The sequence below is a fragment of the Paracoccus albus genome (genome assembly GCF_027913035.1).
GTDB lineage: Bacteria > Pseudomonadota > Alphaproteobacteria > Rhodobacterales > Rhodobacteraceae > Paracoccus > Paracoccus albus.
Genome location: NZ_CP115775.1, coordinates 311,914 through 326,440, shown reverse-complemented (window position 1 = coordinate 326,440; position 14,527 = coordinate 311,914). Strand labels below are relative to the sequence as shown.

The following is a 14,527-nucleotide window of genomic DNA, read 5'->3' as shown; positions in this document are numbered from 1 at the left end:
CATTCTTCCGCTCTGCCACATGTCGGACGCTTACCTCACGACAGCCAGCGTTTGCGACGCCGGTAAGAGCGGACATCGCGAAAACTCTTCCTGCCCTTGTCAGACATGCCGAGATAGAATTCCTTGACGTCCGGGTTTTCGCGCAATGCATCGGCCTTACCGTCCATCACGACCCGACCATTCTCCAGAATGTAGCCGTAATGGGCAAAGCGCAGGGCGACATTGGTGTTCTGCTCAGCCAGCAGGAAGGTCACGCCCTCGCCTTCGTTCACCGCCTTCACGATATCGAAGATCTGTTCGACAAGCTGCGGGGCAAGACCCATCGAGGGTTCGTCCAGCAGGATCGTTTCAGGACGCGACATCAGCGCGCGTCCCATCGCCACCATCTGCTGTTCACCGCCCGAGGTGTATCCCGCCTGCGACTTGCGACGCTCTTTCAGGCGAGGGAAATAATTGTAGACCATTTCAAGGTCGGCCTTGACCGCCGCCGCACCGTCGCCGCGCGTATAGGCGCCGGTCAACAGGTTTTCCTCGACCGTCAGGTGTTCGAAGCAATGCCGGCCCTCCATGACCTGTATGACGCCCTTCTTGACCAGCGAGGCCGGGTTCAGATCGGCCACACGCTCTCCGCGATAAGTGATGCTGCCCTTTGTGACCTCTCCGCGTTCAGATGCCAGCAGGTTGGAAATCGCCTTCAGCGTCGTCGTCTTGCCAGCACCATTGCCGCCCAAAAGCGCGGTAATGCTGCCCTTCGGCACCGACAGGCTGACGCCCTTCAGCACGAGGATGACGTGATTATAAATCACCTCGATATTGTTGACTTCCAGCAGGTTCTCGGTCGTTGGCGTGGCGTCAAGCATGGCGTTTCCTTACGGCAGGTGGTGACCCCGGCGAACAATCCGCCGGGGTAAGTGGCTTATTCGCAGCTACGCTCTTCAAGGCTGTTTTCAGCGGCGTAAGCAGTCGAATCCTCGGCGATCAGGGGATCAAGGATCTCGGCATCGGGTTCGGTGAACTCCGTGATCAGGTTCCACTGACCGGCTTCTGCATCCCATTGCTGCAGACGCGCCATCCCGTTGCCGCCGTGATTTGCACAGGACAGCGAGAAGGCCGGGCCGAAATCGGGCAGGCCGATTTCCACCAGCCGTTCATCCGTCATCTCCAGTTGTTCGAACCCTTCGCGAAGCTGCGCCGGGGTGATCTCAGACGTGCCCGCCATTTCCTGACCCTTGCGGATCGCCTCGGCGATGACGACTGCGGCATACATGCCGCGCGAATACACGGCCGAGCCGACATGCTCGCCGCCCTGCGACGCCTTGCCGGTGTCGATGACATGGGTCTGGAGGTCATCATAAAGCGGATAATCCGTGCCGACACCGTTGAAGGTCAGCGATTTATAGCCATTGGCCCCATCGCCCGCGGGCTGCACGTCCAGTTCCGAACCGGCCCACCAGATACCGATGAAATTCTCCATCGGGAAGCGGATATTGGCGGCTTCCTGAATGGCCACCTGGTTCATCACGCCCCAGCCCCACATCAGCACGTAATCCGGCTGGTCGCGGCGGATCTGCAGCCATTGCGATTTCTGTTCCTGGCCGGGGGCCTCGACCGGGACTTCCATCAGTTCGAACCCGTGCTTTTCGCCCAGTTCCTGAAGGGTGCGGATCGGCTCCTTGCCGTAGGCCGAGTTGTGATAGACGAGGGCAATCTTCTTACCATTCAGATCGCCGCCGTTCTCATCCAGCAGATACTTGATCGCGACCGAAGCCCCGTCCCAGTAGTTGGCCGGCGCGTTGAAGACCCATTCGAACACCTTGCCATTCTTGGCCGAAGTGCGGCCATAGCCGGGCGTATACAGCACCTTTTCGTCAACCGACACTTTCGGGATCAGCTGATAGGTGATGCCAGTGGAAAGCGGATTGAAGACCAATGCGCCTTCCTTCGTCGCCTCATAGCATTCGACGCCCTTTTCCGTGTTATAGGCGGTTTCGCATTCAGGGACCTGGATGATCTCTCCGCCGATGCCACCATCGCGTTCGTTCAGCAGGGTAAAGTAATCGTTGAACCCGTCGGCATATTGGGTGCCGCCCGCGCCATAAGGGCCGGTGCGATAGGACAGGTTCGGCACGATCAGATCGGCCATGGCGGGTGCTGCGGCCATCATGGCTGCGGCTGCCAGTGCGGTAAATTTCAGTTTCATACTTGGTCTCCTCCCAAGGGTTAATTTGCCGGATGCACCGGTTCTGCTTATCAATGCGGGAACGGCCACAGCCGCAGTTTCTCTTTCACCAAGCGCCACAGCCGCGCAAGTCCGTGCGGCTCGACGATGAGAAAGAAGATGATCAGCGCGCCCACGATCATCAGTTCGAAATGGGCGGCAAGGTCCGTCGGCCAGCCAAGCGTGCCGACAAGGACGTTTTTCAGGAACACCGGCAGGATCACGAGGAACGCGGCCCCCGCAAAGCTGCCGAAGATCGATCCCAGCCCGCCGATGATAACCATGAACAGGACGAGGAAGGATTTGTTGATACCGAACGCCTCGGTCACCTCTGCCGCGCCCAGATATACGGCGAACAGAAGCGCACCGGCGATACCCACGAAGAACGAACTGACACCAAAGGCCGACAGCTTCGCGCTGAGCGGGTTCACCCCGATGATTTCCGCCGCGATGTCCATGTCGCGGATGGCCATCCATTTGCGCCCATATGTGCCGCGCGTCAGGTTCCGCGCCACCCATGCCGCGAAGATGACGAACAGAAGGCAGATGATATATTTCGCCGACGGGCTGGCGGCGGGTCCGGTGACGGCCCAGCCAAGCACGGTCCTTTCAGGCGAGTTGATCTGACCCGAGGCGGAATAGTTGTAGAACCACGGCACCTTGTTGAACAGCCAGACAAGGAAGAACTGCGCCGCCAGCGTCGCTACGGCCAGATAAAAGCCCTTGATCCGCAAGCTGGGCAGGCCGAATGCAATGCCGACAAGCGCGGTCATTCCGCCTGCCAGAAGGATATGGATGATGATGCTGACATCCGGGAAGGCGGTCATCAGCTTATAGACCGAATACGCCCCCACCGCCATGAACCCGCCGGTGCCAAGGCTGACCTGTCCGGCATAGCCCACAAGGATGTTCAGCCCGATGGCCGCCACCGCATAGATCAGAAACGGCAGCAGGATCGCGTTGGCCCAGTAGTCGTTGATGATGAAGGGGATCACCAGGGCGGCTACGAACAGGATCGCGTAGTAGCCCAAGCGGTCCAGCTTGATCGGGAACGTTTGCCCATCGTCGCGATAGGTCGTCTTGAAATCGCCTGCCTCGCGGTAGAACATCGTCAAACCCTCTCAATAATGCGTTCGCCGAACAGGCCCTGCGGCCGGAAGACGAGGAAGATCAGCGCCAGCACATAGGCGAACCAGTTCTCGGTCGCGCCGCCGACCATGGGGCCGACGAAGAACTCGAACAGCTTTTCGCCCACGCCGATGATAAGTCCGCCGACAATCGCGCCGGGGATCGAAGTGAAGCCGCCCAGCATCAGCACCGGCAGCGCCTTGAGCGCGATCAGCGACAGCGAGAACTGCACGCCCGATTTGGTGCCCCACATGATGCCCGCGACAAGTGCCACGAAACCGGCGATGGACCAGACCATGATCCAGATGAATTGCAGGCTGATCCCGACCGAAAGCGCCGCCTGATGATCGTCAGCCACAGCGCGCATCGCACGGCCCTGCTTGGTGTATTGGCTGAAGGCCACCAGGGCCGCGACCAGCAGGGCCGCGATAATCGTCGCCCAGATATCCAGCCGGTCGATGAAGAAACCATAGCCGAACCAGTTTGCAGTCGTCTGCTCAACCGCATCGGAAATGCCCTGCGGCAGCCCCACATCAAGGGTTTTAATGTCGGCGCCCCACATCACGTCGCCCACGCCTTCAAGGAAATAGGCCAGGCCTATGGTTGCCATGAACAGAATGATCGGCTCCTGCCCGACCAGATGTTTCAGCACCAGCTTTTCAATCAGAATCGCCAGTATCACCATGACGCCAGCCGTCAGGATGATCGCCAGCACGGCGGGAACGGTCCATCCGAAATGGCTGAGATGCGTGCCGAAAACCGCGTTTATCAGGTGCGCGAAGGGGATCTGCCCTTCCATAATGCCCACCAGCGTCAGCGCGGCAAACAGCGCCAGCACGCCCTGGGCATAGTTGAACACGCCAGATGCCTTGTAGATCAGTACAAAGCCAAGCGCGACGAGGGAATACATCACCCCGGTCATCAGACCGTTGATGAAGACCTCGGATGCGAAAAGAAGCTGGTCCATCAGCGGGCCCCCTTGCGAATAGCGTCAGTCATGGGCCACCCCCAGATATGCGTCGATGACTTCCTGATTGCCGCGCACCTCATCCGGTGTGCCGTCGCCGATCTTGCGGCCGTAATCCATGACGACGACGCGGTCGGACAGGTCCATGACCACGCCCATGTCATGTTCGATCAGGACAGTGGTCGTGCCGAATTCGTCGTTCACGTCGAGGATAAAGCGGGACATGTCCTCTTTCTCTTCGACATTCATGCCGGCCATGGGTTCGTCCAGCAGCAATATCTGCGGTTCGGCAGCCAAAGCGCGGGCGAGTTCAACGCGCTTTTTCAGCCCGTATGGCAGGCGACCCACCGGCGTCTTTCGGATGTTCTGGATTTCCAGAAAGTCGATGACCTTTTCAACCTGTTCGCGGTTGACGACCTCTTCGCGTTCTGCGGCACCCCACCAGAGCGCTTGCGACAGGAAGCCCGCATTCATCTTGTTCAGCCGCCCGGTCATGATGTTGTCCAGAACCGACATGCCGTCGAACAGCGCGATATTCTGGAAAGTCCGCGCGATACCTAGCCGCGCCACCTGATAGGGGCGCATCGGGCCGCGTTTGTAACCCTTGAACCAAACCTCGCCCTCTTGCGGAGTGTAGAAGCCCGAGATGACGTTAAGCATCGAGGACTTGCCCGCACCGTTCGGCCCGATAATGGCGCGGATCTCTCCCTGACGAATGTCAAAGCTGATATCCTTGATCGCCACCACGCCGCCGAAGCGCAGGGTGATGTTCTTCAGGTCCATCACCACGGGGCCGATCTGGCGGCCATCTGCGGTGGTGTAGCCCTCAGTCGGTGCGGGGGTGTCGTGTAAATTCGCTTCCATCATTCTGCCGCCACCTTCTGCTGTTCGCCTGCCACAACGGCCGCATCTTCAACCTTCAGCGTCGCCTTGATCTTGCCCTTGCGCCCGTCCTCATAGGTGACTTCGGTTTCCGTATAGACGCTGTCGGAACCGTCATAGAGCGCGGTGACGAGATCAGAGAATTTCTCTGCGATCACATTGCGGCGGACCTTGCGGGTGCGGGTCAGTTCCCCGTCATCGGCGTCCAGTTCCTTATGCAGAACAAGGAAGCGGTGGATCTGACAGCCGGACAGCATCTCATCCTCGGCGACGGAACGGTTGACCTCTTCGACATGGGATTTGATCGTCGCATAGACCTGCGGATGCCCGGCCAGTTCCTGATATGAGGCATAGGGGATGTTGTTCCGCTCTGCCCAGTTGCCAACCGCGTTCAGGTCGATATTGATCATCGCGGTGCAGTAGTCGCGGCCATTTCCCAGCACCACGGCTTCAAGGATGTTGGGATAGAATTTCAGCTTATTCTCAACGAATTTCGGCGCGAACATGCTGCCATCGGCCATTTTGCCCACGTCCTTGGCCCGGTCGATGATGCGAAGCTGGCCGGTTTCGGTTTCAAAGAAACCGGCATCCCCGGTGGCAACCCAACCTTCGGGGTCCTTGGTCGAGGCGGTGCTTTCCGGATTGTTGTAATATTCGACGAAGGTGCCCGGGCTGCGATAGAACACTTCGCCGGTGTCACCGATTTTCAACTCCACACCTGGTGATGGCACGCCGACAGTATCGGAACGAACGCCGCCGTCGGGCTGCTGGGTGATAAAGACCGATGCCTCGGTCTGGCCGTAAAGCTGTTTCAGGTTGATCCCAAGCGAGCGGTAGAAATCGAAAATCTCCGGCCCGATCGCCTCGCCCGCCGTATAGCCCACGCGGATGCGGCTATAGCCCAGCGTGTTCTTCAGCGGACCATAGATGAACAGCTTACCCAGGGCATAAGACAGCCGACCGCCCAGACCCACCGGCTTGCCATCCAGAAGCGAAGGGCCGACGCGGTTGGCCACGGCCATATAGCGCTTGAAGAGCCACCGCTTGAAACGACCGGCATCTTCCATCCGGATCATCACATTGGTGAGCTGACCCTCGAACACGCGTGGCGGTGCAAAGAAATAGGTTGGACCGATCTCTCGCAGATCGGTCATCATGGTGGCCGCGCTTTCCGGGCAGTTCACGGTAAAGCCGGTCCACGTCGCCTGACCCATCGAGAAGATGAAATCGCCCACCCATGCCATCGGCAGATAGGCCAGAACCTCATCACGATAGGTCAGGCCGTCAAATTCGCTGGTATTTTTCGCCGTTTCGATAATGTTGCGGTTGGACAGGACAACGCCCTTGGGCTTGCCCGTCGTGCCAGAGGTATAAAGCATCACGCATGTGCTGTCGTAATCCAGCTCGGCGATGCGGGCGTCAAGCTCTGCGGAAAGACGTTGCGCTGCGGCCCGCCCCTCTTCCTGCACATCGGCAAGCGCGTTCATGTGGCCGTGGTCGTATTTCCGCATACCGCGCTTGTCGGTATAAATGACCTGCTCGACCGACCGCGCGTCATCGCCGATCTCCAGCACCTTATCGACCTGTTCCTGATCACCGCAGACGACGAAGCGTGCGCCGCAGTGGTTCATGACATAGGCCATCTCTTCCGCGACGGCGTCCTGATAAAGAGGAACCGGAATCGCACCGCACATTTGCGCGGCCATCATTGCCCAGTAATGAGCGGGACGGTTCCGGCCGATAACGGCAACATGGTCGCCCCTTTCCAGACCCAGATTCAGCATCCCCAAGGCCAGTGCCCGGATTTCTTCGGCTGCTTGAGACCAGGTCCAGCTTTGCCAGATGCCAAATTCCTTTTCCCGATAGGCCGGGCGATTACCCAGCCTTTCGGCGTTACGCGCCAGAAGCGCGGGTATGGATTGCAGACCCGCTGCGGCGGGTTCGGCTGTGTTCGCCATGTCTCCTCCCATTTCCGGCCCGTTGGCGGGGGTCGGCTGCCAACCAGTGCGGATTCTTATTCGTCCACTGATTGGTATGCGTAACCTGGCGCCTGATACTTGCTGGAATTTTTCGCGATTCTAACAAATTGTAACGCGCTTCACGAAACCCGGTCACGGTGCTAATCAGATGCTCGGAGGATGGGATGATCATCGGAAATTCACGGGCTGAACTGATGCAGTCGGGGCTGAACCTCATCGGTCAGGCCATTTCCATTTTCGATTCCGATTTACGCCTTGCGGTAGCGAACAGCCAGTTCCAAACACTGCTTGGCCTGCCCGATAACCTGACCAGACCCGGTGCATATTTCGAAGATATAGTACGCTACCTTGTCGTGCGGGGTGAGTATGGCCCGCAAGACGATCCCGATGAAGCTGTACGCGTGCGGGTCGAGCAAGCGCGAACTTTTCAGCCCCATTACATGGAACGTCAGCGATCTAACGGACAATGGTTGGCTGTTGAAGGCGCGCCGCTGTCGCAAGGCGGATGGGTTACGGTCTATACCGACATCTCCGACATGCGCCGCCAAGAAGAGCTTCTGCGAGTACGCTCTGAGGTGTTATCGGAGCAGGTGCTGGATCACGCAGAGCGCTTGGCCGCTGCAAACCGCAAGCTGGCTGCCACAATATCGGCTTTGCAGGAAACCAAGCGGGTCGTGACCGAGACGCAAGCGCGGACACGCCAGGTTACCGAAATGGTGGCCGCGCATATCGCCCATATGGACCCCGATTTCCGCTATCTGTTTTCTAACGGGCAGCTTCCGCAGATATTTCCGGGCCGTCGCAGCGACATTGTCGGGCTGACGGTCGAACAGGTCCTTGGTCCGGCGAATTTTGCGGTTCTGCGGCGTTATCTGGAAAATGCGCTTGCCGGACGCAGCCAGGTCTTTGAGATGAGCGACGCCGAATCGGGGCGCCGAATTCGTATTGCGTTGACGCCGGATCGCGCGGGAAATGGCGTTTATATCCTTTCAACTGACGTCACCGCCGAGGTCGAGGTGCGAGAGGCGCTTACGCATGCCTCCCGCCGAGAGCTTGCCGCAAAGATCACATCCGGTCTGGCGCATGATTTCGGCAACCTGCTGACCGTCATACTTGGACTTCAGGACCGGCTTTCTCGCGCCAACCTGCCAGATGACGCTAAAAGCGACGTGCAGGCGACATTGGCAGCCACGCGGCGCGGGGTGCAACTGCTGGATCGGATCGGCCAGATCGCGGCACCACCTGGAACCACTCGAGAGCCGGTGCAGGTAGGGCCGTTGCTACAGGATCTGTGCAACATGGCCCGCCCCAGTCTGGGGCCGGATATGCTTCTGGAACTGCAATGCGATCTTTCCGACACGCCGCTGATGGTTGATCCGGGACAATTGCAGGATTCAATTCTTAACCTGATCCTCAACGCCCGCGATGCTCTCGACGGTCAGCCGGGCGAAATAAAGGTAAAAGCCCGCGCCGCAGCCCCTTGGCTGGAGATCATCGTGACCGATACCGGTCCTGGTTTCACGCCAGAAGCGCTTACCCGCGCGACAGAACCATTTTTCACAACGAAGCAGGGACAGGGTTCGGGGCTTGGTCTGGCGATGGTTTTCGATCAGACAAAGCTAGCGGGCGGCACGCTCCATCTTTCCAACCGGGGCGAGACGCCTGGGGCGCGCGCCCGCCTGCGCCTGCCTTACTATCCGGTGCGCCCTCAGATGATCCTTCTGGTCGAAGATGATGACGAGTTGCGCGAAGTGCTGCGTACCATGCTGACCGGCATGGGTCATTCGGTGGTAGAGGCGGCGACCCTTCACGAGGCAAGGCAACTTGCGGACCTGCCCGAAATTTCGGTTATTCTGTCGGATATCCAGCTGGGTGATGGTCTAGGCTCGGAACTCAGCACCTCTTCGGGTCCGCCGACGGTGCTGATGACCGCCCTTCCGCCGGGCGATCCACTGCGTGAATCCGTGGGCGGGGTCGTTCTGACCAAACCGTTCGACGCAGGATCGCTTTCAGAAACGTTTAACAGGGTGCTGAATGACTGAAGACAGCGAGAAGCAACTCGTCGCCATTCTTGAGGACGAGCCGGAGATCAGGCGAATCATGTCAGATGCACTGGAGGCGGCAGGGTTCCGCATCATGGGCTTTGCCCGCGCGACAGAATTTGAGGCAGCGCTTCGTCATATCACCCCGGATGCATGTCTGGTCGATCTTGGATTGCCGGACCGCGACGGCCTGGCACTGGTCCACCGGCTGGCGATGCAGTCGGGCGCGGCTATCATCATTGTATCCGGGCGCGCGCAAGTGCAGGACCGTGTCATTGGGCTGGAACTGGGCGCGGATGACTACATCATCAAGCCATTCGAGCCGGCAGAGCTTCTGGCGAGGCTGCGCGCGCGACTGCGCCGTCCCACTGGCAAGACGGCTACGGATCAGCGCAGTCGTGCAAGGTTCGCCGGCTGGACCGCAGATTTCGACCGCTACCTTCTGACCTCGCCCGAAGGCAGCGAAACGCCGATGAGCCATGCCGAAGCAGAGATCCTGCGCATCTTCTTTGAAAGTGCTCGCCGCCTGATCTCTCGTGCGCAAATGCAGGAATCGCTTGGTTCGGCTGGTGGCGACAGCTTCGATCGCGCCATAGATGTCCGTATCTCGCGGCTGCGCAGCAAGCTTGGCGAAGACCCCAAGAACCCGCAACTCATCAAGACGATCTATGGCGCAGGATACATCTTCTTGGCCGAAGTAAGCTGGTCTTGAAAGGTCGCGTCAGCTTTCGCTTACGCCAAGATCGGCAAGAACGCGTTGTCGGATCAGGGCAGAATCGCGGTCACTGATGCCCAATAGCCCGGCAACAAGCCGGACCAGCGATTCCTCATCTGGCGAGCGCTTTCCGTCGATATAGGTGACTTCCCACAGGGCCGCCAACACACCCGTCCGGTCATCCAGAGCGATGCGGTCCTTGATCTGCCGTGTGAAGCGTACCGTATCTGGTGCCTCCCCCTCGATCATTTCGGCGGCTGCACGACGCTCTGCCGCCTCATTGTCATCCAGCCCACGCCGTCTTGCCAGAATATGGTCGATCCGCGCCGCTTCCTGCGCCGTATAGCGGTCATCCGCGCGGGCAACCCGCACAAGCAGGGCCGCAATCGCGACTTCCGCGTCCTGTTCTTGCAGCGGAGCACTTTTCTCATCCTGATCGAACAGGCGTGACATGAGGTTACGAAACATGGCTGAATGATACGCTATCGCTCGGAAACAACAAGCATATTGGTAAAGTACCCGCTACAGATCAGCCGCGTTTGCGACCGGTAAATGTTCGAAAATTCTTCGGCTCTGTCAAAGCCTGGCCGATCATTCTCAGCAGGAACCGAACAGTGTTCAGCGCTTAGTTATTCATGCCGGTCATAACACACTGTTTCTATTTATATTGTTCCCCGCCGGCCGGAACATGCGTTTGAGCCGAAGGAACCGCAAAGTCCCTCGACAAAGCCATCGCATCATGTGGGCTGTCGCAAAAAAATGCTTCGCCTTCTCAATCCAGGGCGTGACTGCCGAACAACCTGACGCTTCTCTGCGGCGCTACAGTAGAATCGGTCAATGCCGATCGCCACGAAAAATCCCGGCCGTATGGCCGGGATAAATTTCATATTGCTGCGCCAAGACTGGCGACGCCGACTTACTCGGCAGCGGCGCGGGCCTCCTCCAGCCAGCCGTCGAAGGTTTCGCGGTTGGCCTCGATCCAGCCAGTCGCATGGCGTTCGATATCTTCCTCGGAATCTTCGCCATCCTGCATCAGCAGGTTCTGTGCGCTGATGTCGTTCGAAGACACTTCCATGATTTCAAACAGCTTCGCCGCCGCCGGATTTTCATCCGTGAACTCTTTATTGGCGACGATATGCTGCGTATTGGCCTGGAAACCGTAGTTCTTACCGTTCGGCAGCGTCGTATCAACCTCGGACCTCTCGCCGGGAAGGGATGAGAACGGGACTTCCAGCCAGACGACATCTTCGCCCGGCACCAGCACGCCGGACACCCAGTAAGGCGTCCAGGTATAGTAGAAGATCGGCTCATCGTTCTGGAAACGGGTGATCGTGTCAGCAATGATCGCCGAATAAGAGCCCTGATTATGCGTCACGGTATCGCGCAGCTCGAACGCATCCAGCTGATGCTCGATCACCTGTTCGCAACCCCAACCCGGCGTACAGCCGGTCAGATCGGCCTTTCCGTCATCGTTGTTGTCGAACAGCGCGGCAATTTCCGGGTCTTTCATCTGTTCGATGTTGGTGATGCCGTGTTCATCGGCGGTCGCCTTGTCGATCAGGTATCCTTGGATTGCACCCGGCGAATAAACGCCTTCACGGTAGATTTTCTCATCCCCGCCTGCTTCGTTGAAGAAGTCGACGTGAAGCGGGTTCCAGTGATCGGCAAGGAATGTGCCGTCGCCATTCGCAATGGCAACATGGGCCGCCGCGTATTCGAGTTCGCGGATATCCTCGACCTCATAGCCCAGTTCTTCCAATGCCTTCATCACCAGAAGCGTCTGGAACGTCTCCTCGGCAATCGAGGATTTCAGCGGGGTGACAGTCACGCCTTCACCGGGCATGTCCTGCGCAAGCGCTGCACTGGCCGAGCACAGGCCGATTCCCGCCGCTGTCAGTGCCGCGATGCTGCTGCGTGTCATTTTATTGAGCATGTCTACTTCCTCCGTTGAAGCTCTTCGGGTTCGATTTCTTTGACGGCTGTTTGCGCCGTGCGTGGGTTCGAGAGTGAAATTTACTCCGCCGGATTGGCCCGTTCTGACCGCCCCTCGTCTCGACGGCCCAACAGCCTGCGGACATGGCCGACCGGGCCACGTTCATTCCATGCGACATTTCCGCGATCCCGCTTGGATACGCCCATCGACTGCGTCATGCGGTCGATGATGATGGCAAGCAGTACAATGCCCAGACCTCCGACAGTTGCCAGTCCCATATCCAACCTGCCGATACCGCGCAGAACCATCTGCCCCAGACCGCCTACCGCGATCATCGAGGCGATAACCACCATCGACAATGCAAGCATCAGGGTCTGGTTAACCCCTGCCATGATCGTCGGCATGGCAACCGGAAGCTGCACCTTGCGCAACAATTGGCGATCAGATGCGCCGAAGCTTTTGGCGGCCTCGATCAGATCAGCGGGCACTTGCCGGATGCCCAGGTTTGTCAGACGGATCAGTGGCGGCAGGGCGAAGATAATCGTGACAACGACGCCCGGAACATTCCCGATCCCGAACAGCATCACGATAGGCACCAGATAAACGAAGGCCGGCGTTGTCTGCATCGCATCGAGGATCGGACGCATGATCTTTGCCGCACGGTCATTTCGCGCCAGCCAGATCCCGACCGGAAGACCTATGAGAATACAGAAAAAGACCGAGGTGAACACAAGCGCAAGCGTCACCATCGCCTCATCCCACGCGCCGATAAGGCCGATGAAAACGAAGGAGACCAGTGCACCAATTCCCAGCCTTGGGCCCGCCGCCTGCCACGCAAGCAGCCCGATCAAAGCGACCATGATCAGCGAGGGCACGCCAAGAAGTGCCGATTCGATGGCCGTCAATACGCCATCCACCGGCCAGCGAATCGCCTGAAAGACCGGCCTGAAGTTCGAAACGACGAAGTCCAATGCATCCTCAACCCAGGACTCGATCGGGATGACAGCCTGATCGAAGGGGTTCAGAAAATCAAAGCTCCGTTCCTGCGCGCCGCCGCCACCAGACAGCCAGTCCGGCGTCGTCGTTTCGGCTGCATCGGTGGAACCTGTACCCCAAGGATTGTCTGCATCGGCCCCGGCGGCTTCCTGAGCGCCGGTTTCAGCTTCGCCGCCAGCACTTGCACCAACCGGGGCCTCTCCGGGTGCTGCTTCCGAGCTTGCACCGCCCTGCGCCCAAGGATCGGCAGCGTCCCCAGCCGTATCGGCTTGTGCCAGCACTATGCCTTCTTCGGAAAGATGATCAGCCATCTTCGCCCTCCCTCTCCAGAGCACCGAGCAGGACGGCCCGAGACACGACGCCACGATATCGGCCGTTTTCGTCAACGACCGGCAAACCGCAGGGCGCTGAGTTCACCGCACCGATCACGTCGCCGATCACATCACGGGAAGAAAGCGTCGGAATATCCGGCAAGAATGCGTTCGATATTTTCGGATTCGCAGTCTTCATTTCGGCCTCAAGACTTCGGGCCGAGACGATACCCCGGAACCTCTGCGCACCATCGACCACATAGGCGTAGTTGCGGTCGGCAGCGGCAATACGTTCGCGCGCCGAGTGGATCTTGCCCTCACCATCAAGCACAGTCACCTGTTTTTTCTGTGCGATATCGCCGACGGAGATCACCCCGGTGATGTCCACACCGCGGAAGAAGGAGCGTACATAGTCATCTGCCGGATTGTTCAGAATTTCATCGGGCCGGCCCACCTGTACGACACGCCCTGCCTCCATGATGGCGATCCGATCACCGATCCGCATCGCCTCATCCAGGTCATGAGAGATAAAGATGATGGTGCGCTTTTCCTTTTCCTGCAACTCCAGCAATTCATCCTGCATCTCGGTTCTGATCAGCGGGTCGAGGGCGGAAAAAGCCTCATCCATCAGAAGGATCGAAGGATCATTCGCCAGTGCCCGCGCCAGCCCGACGCGCTGCTGCATACCGCCCGACAATTCGTTGGGATAACTTTTCGGATGCTGCCCCAACCCGACCTGCTCCAGTGCGGCCTGTGCCCGCTTTTCACGCTCTGCCAGCGGCACACCTGACAGTTCCAAACCGAATGCGGCGTTCTGCAGCACCGTCATGTGAGGCATCAGAGCAAACGACTGAAACACCATAGAGATATGCTTGCGGCGGAAGTCATTCAGTTCCTTCTCGGACATTTTGGCAATGTCCTGACCTTTCACCACAATCGCGCCAGCAGTCGGTTCGATCAGCCGGTTCAGCATACGCACCAACGTCGACTTGCCAGACCCGGAAAGCCCCATGACGACGAAAATTTCGCCCTCCCGAACCTCAAAATTGGCGTCGCAGACGCCGATCGTCATGCCGGTTTTTGCGAATACCTCGTCCTTGTCCAACCCATTATTGTAAAGTTCGATCGCCCTTTCAGGTTGCTCTCCGAACACCTTGAATAATCGTTCAACCGATAGCGCAGCGTCTGCGTTCAACATGAGACCTTTCGATTTTCTCTTGGGCAGCAGAACCAAACAGCATCACGCGGTGACGCAAAAGATCCGCACTCCCACCCATTCGAGCCCGCGAAGCAGGCCTGCCTTGGCTACATCGCTAAACTGCCCCAATGGCAGCATGAATGTAAACCGTCTCGGGG

12 protein-coding genes are annotated in these 14,527 nt (G+C 58.7%); 2 read left to right on the top strand and 10 right to left on the bottom strand.

The annotated features are described in order from the left end of the window. Window positions 1–35 precede the first annotated feature (35 nt). Genes PAF20_RS01665 through PAF20_RS01640 form a run of 6 tightly spaced genes read right to left on the bottom strand, consistent with a single transcriptional unit; the run spans window position 36 to window position 7,153 of the window. Complete coding sequence (locus PAF20_RS01665; RefSeq protein WP_271072023.1) at window positions 36–860, bottom strand: ABC transporter ATP-binding protein; 825 nt, start codon at window positions 858–860, stop codon at window positions 36–38. A 56-nt stretch (window positions 861–916) separates the two neighbouring features. Beyond that, window positions 917–2,200 carry an ABC transporter substrate-binding protein gene (locus PAF20_RS01660; protein ID WP_271072022.1) on the bottom strand — a complete coding sequence of 428 codons (1,284 nt, stop codon included), beginning with the start codon at window positions 2,198–2,200 and terminating at the stop codon, window positions 917–919. Between the two features lie 50 nt (window positions 2,201–2,250). Continuing rightward, complete coding sequence (locus PAF20_RS01655; RefSeq protein ID WP_271072021.1) at window positions 2,251–3,327, bottom strand: branched-chain amino acid ABC transporter permease; 1,077 nt, start codon at window positions 3,325–3,327, stop codon at window positions 2,251–2,253. Between the two features lie 2 nt (window positions 3,328–3,329). Continuing rightward, a complete protein-coding gene (locus PAF20_RS01650; protein WP_271073230.1) occupies window positions 3,330–4,316 on the bottom strand; it encodes a branched-chain amino acid ABC transporter permease in 987 nt (328 codons plus the stop codon). Between the two features lie 21 nt (window positions 4,317–4,337). Then, window positions 4,338–5,180: an ABC transporter ATP-binding protein gene (locus PAF20_RS01645; protein ID WP_434802932.1), complete on the bottom strand. Its 843-nt coding sequence runs from the start codon at window positions 5,178–5,180 to the stop codon at window positions 4,338–4,340. Further along, window positions 5,177–7,153 (bottom strand): long-chain fatty acid--CoA ligase, encoded by a 1,977-nt coding sequence (locus PAF20_RS01640; RefSeq protein WP_271072020.1) that lies wholly within the window; start codon window positions 7,151–7,153, stop codon window positions 5,177–5,179. Before PAF20_RS01640 ends, PAF20_RS01645 begins: the two co-directional genes overlap by 4 nt. A gap of 185 nt (window positions 7,154–7,338) precedes the next feature. On the opposite strand from PAF20_RS01640, the gene PAF20_RS01635 reads away from it, so the two are divergent. Both PAF20_RS01635 and PAF20_RS01630 read left to right on the top strand, forming a co-directional pair. Continuing rightward, the gene (locus PAF20_RS01635; protein WP_271072019.1) at window positions 7,339–9,216 is read left to right on the top strand and encodes a PAS-domain containing protein; all 1,878 of its coding nucleotides are present in this window, start codon (window positions 7,339–7,341) and stop codon (window positions 9,214–9,216) included. Continuing rightward, window positions 9,209–9,928: a response regulator transcription factor gene (locus tag PAF20_RS01630; protein WP_271072018.1), complete on the top strand. Its 720-nt coding sequence runs from the start codon at window positions 9,209–9,211 to the stop codon at window positions 9,926–9,928. The genes PAF20_RS01635 and PAF20_RS01630 overlap by 8 nt, the downstream gene beginning before the upstream one ends. Before the next feature lie 9 nt (window positions 9,929–9,937). Here PAF20_RS01630 and PAF20_RS01625 read toward each other — a convergent pair whose 3' ends face one another. The 4 genes from PAF20_RS01625 to proV all read right to left on the bottom strand — a co-directional run bounded on the left by PAF20_RS01625 (window position 9,938) and on the right by proV (window position 14,369). Next, window positions 9,938–10,399 (bottom strand): tellurite resistance TerB family protein, encoded by a 462-nt coding sequence (locus PAF20_RS01625; RefSeq protein WP_271072017.1) that lies wholly within the window; start codon window positions 10,397–10,399, stop codon window positions 9,938–9,940. Between the two features lie 448 nt (window positions 10,400–10,847). After that, window positions 10,848–11,864: a glycine betaine/L-proline ABC transporter substrate-binding protein ProX gene (gene proX / locus PAF20_RS01620; RefSeq protein ID WP_271072016.1), complete on the bottom strand. Its 1,017-nt coding sequence runs from the start codon at window positions 11,862–11,864 to the stop codon at window positions 10,848–10,850. Between the two features lie 80 nt (window positions 11,865–11,944). Continuing rightward, complete coding sequence (proW, locus tag PAF20_RS01615; RefSeq protein WP_271072015.1) at window positions 11,945–13,171, bottom strand: glycine betaine/L-proline ABC transporter permease ProW; 1,227 nt, start codon at window positions 13,169–13,171, stop codon at window positions 11,945–11,947. After that, window positions 13,164–14,369: a glycine betaine/L-proline ABC transporter ATP-binding protein ProV gene (gene proV / locus PAF20_RS01610; RefSeq protein WP_271072014.1), complete on the bottom strand. Its 1,206-nt coding sequence runs from the start codon at window positions 14,367–14,369 to the stop codon at window positions 13,164–13,166. Before proV ends, proW begins: the two co-directional genes overlap by 8 nt. Window positions 14,370–14,527 lie beyond the last annotated feature (158 nt).

Bases quoted from the DNA above. Each gene is read 5' to 3' on its own strand.
- PAF20_RS01665 (WP_271072023.1), bottom strand. From the start codon at position 860: ATGCTTGACGCCACGCCAACGACCGAGAACCTGCTGGAAGTCAACAAT.
- PAF20_RS01660 (WP_271072022.1), bottom strand. From the start codon at position 2,200: ATGAAACTGAAATTTACCGCACTGGCAGCCGCAGCCATGATGGCCGCA.
- PAF20_RS01655 (WP_271072021.1), bottom strand. From the start codon at position 3,327: ATGTTCTACCGCGAGGCAGGCGATTTCAAGACGACCTATCGCGACGAT.
- PAF20_RS01645 (WP_434802932.1), bottom strand. From the start codon at position 5,180: ATGATGGAAGCGAATTTACACGACACCCCCGCACCGACTGAGGGCTAC.
- PAF20_RS01640 (WP_271072020.1), bottom strand. From the start codon at position 7,153: ATGGCGAACACAGCCGAACCCGCCGCAGCGGGTCTGCAATCCATACCC.
- PAF20_RS01635 (WP_271072019.1), top strand. From the start codon at position 7,339: ATGATCATCGGAAATTCACGGGCTGAACTGATGCAGTCGGGGCTGAAC.
- PAF20_RS01630 (WP_271072018.1), top strand. From the start codon at position 9,209: ATGACTGAAGACAGCGAGAAGCAACTCGTCGCCATTCTTGAGGACGAG.
- PAF20_RS01625 (WP_271072017.1), bottom strand. From the start codon at position 10,399: ATGTTTCGTAACCTCATGTCACGCCTGTTCGATCAGGATGAGAAAAGT.
- proX (WP_271072016.1), bottom strand. From the start codon at position 11,864: ATGCTCAATAAAATGACACGCAGCAGCATCGCGGCACTGACAGCGGCG.
- proW (WP_271072015.1), bottom strand. From the start codon at position 13,171: ATGGCTGATCATCTTTCCGAAGAAGGCATAGTGCTGGCACAAGCCGAT.
- proV (WP_271072014.1), bottom strand. From the start codon at position 14,369: ATGTTGAACGCAGACGCTGCGCTATCGGTTGAACGATTATTCAAGGTG.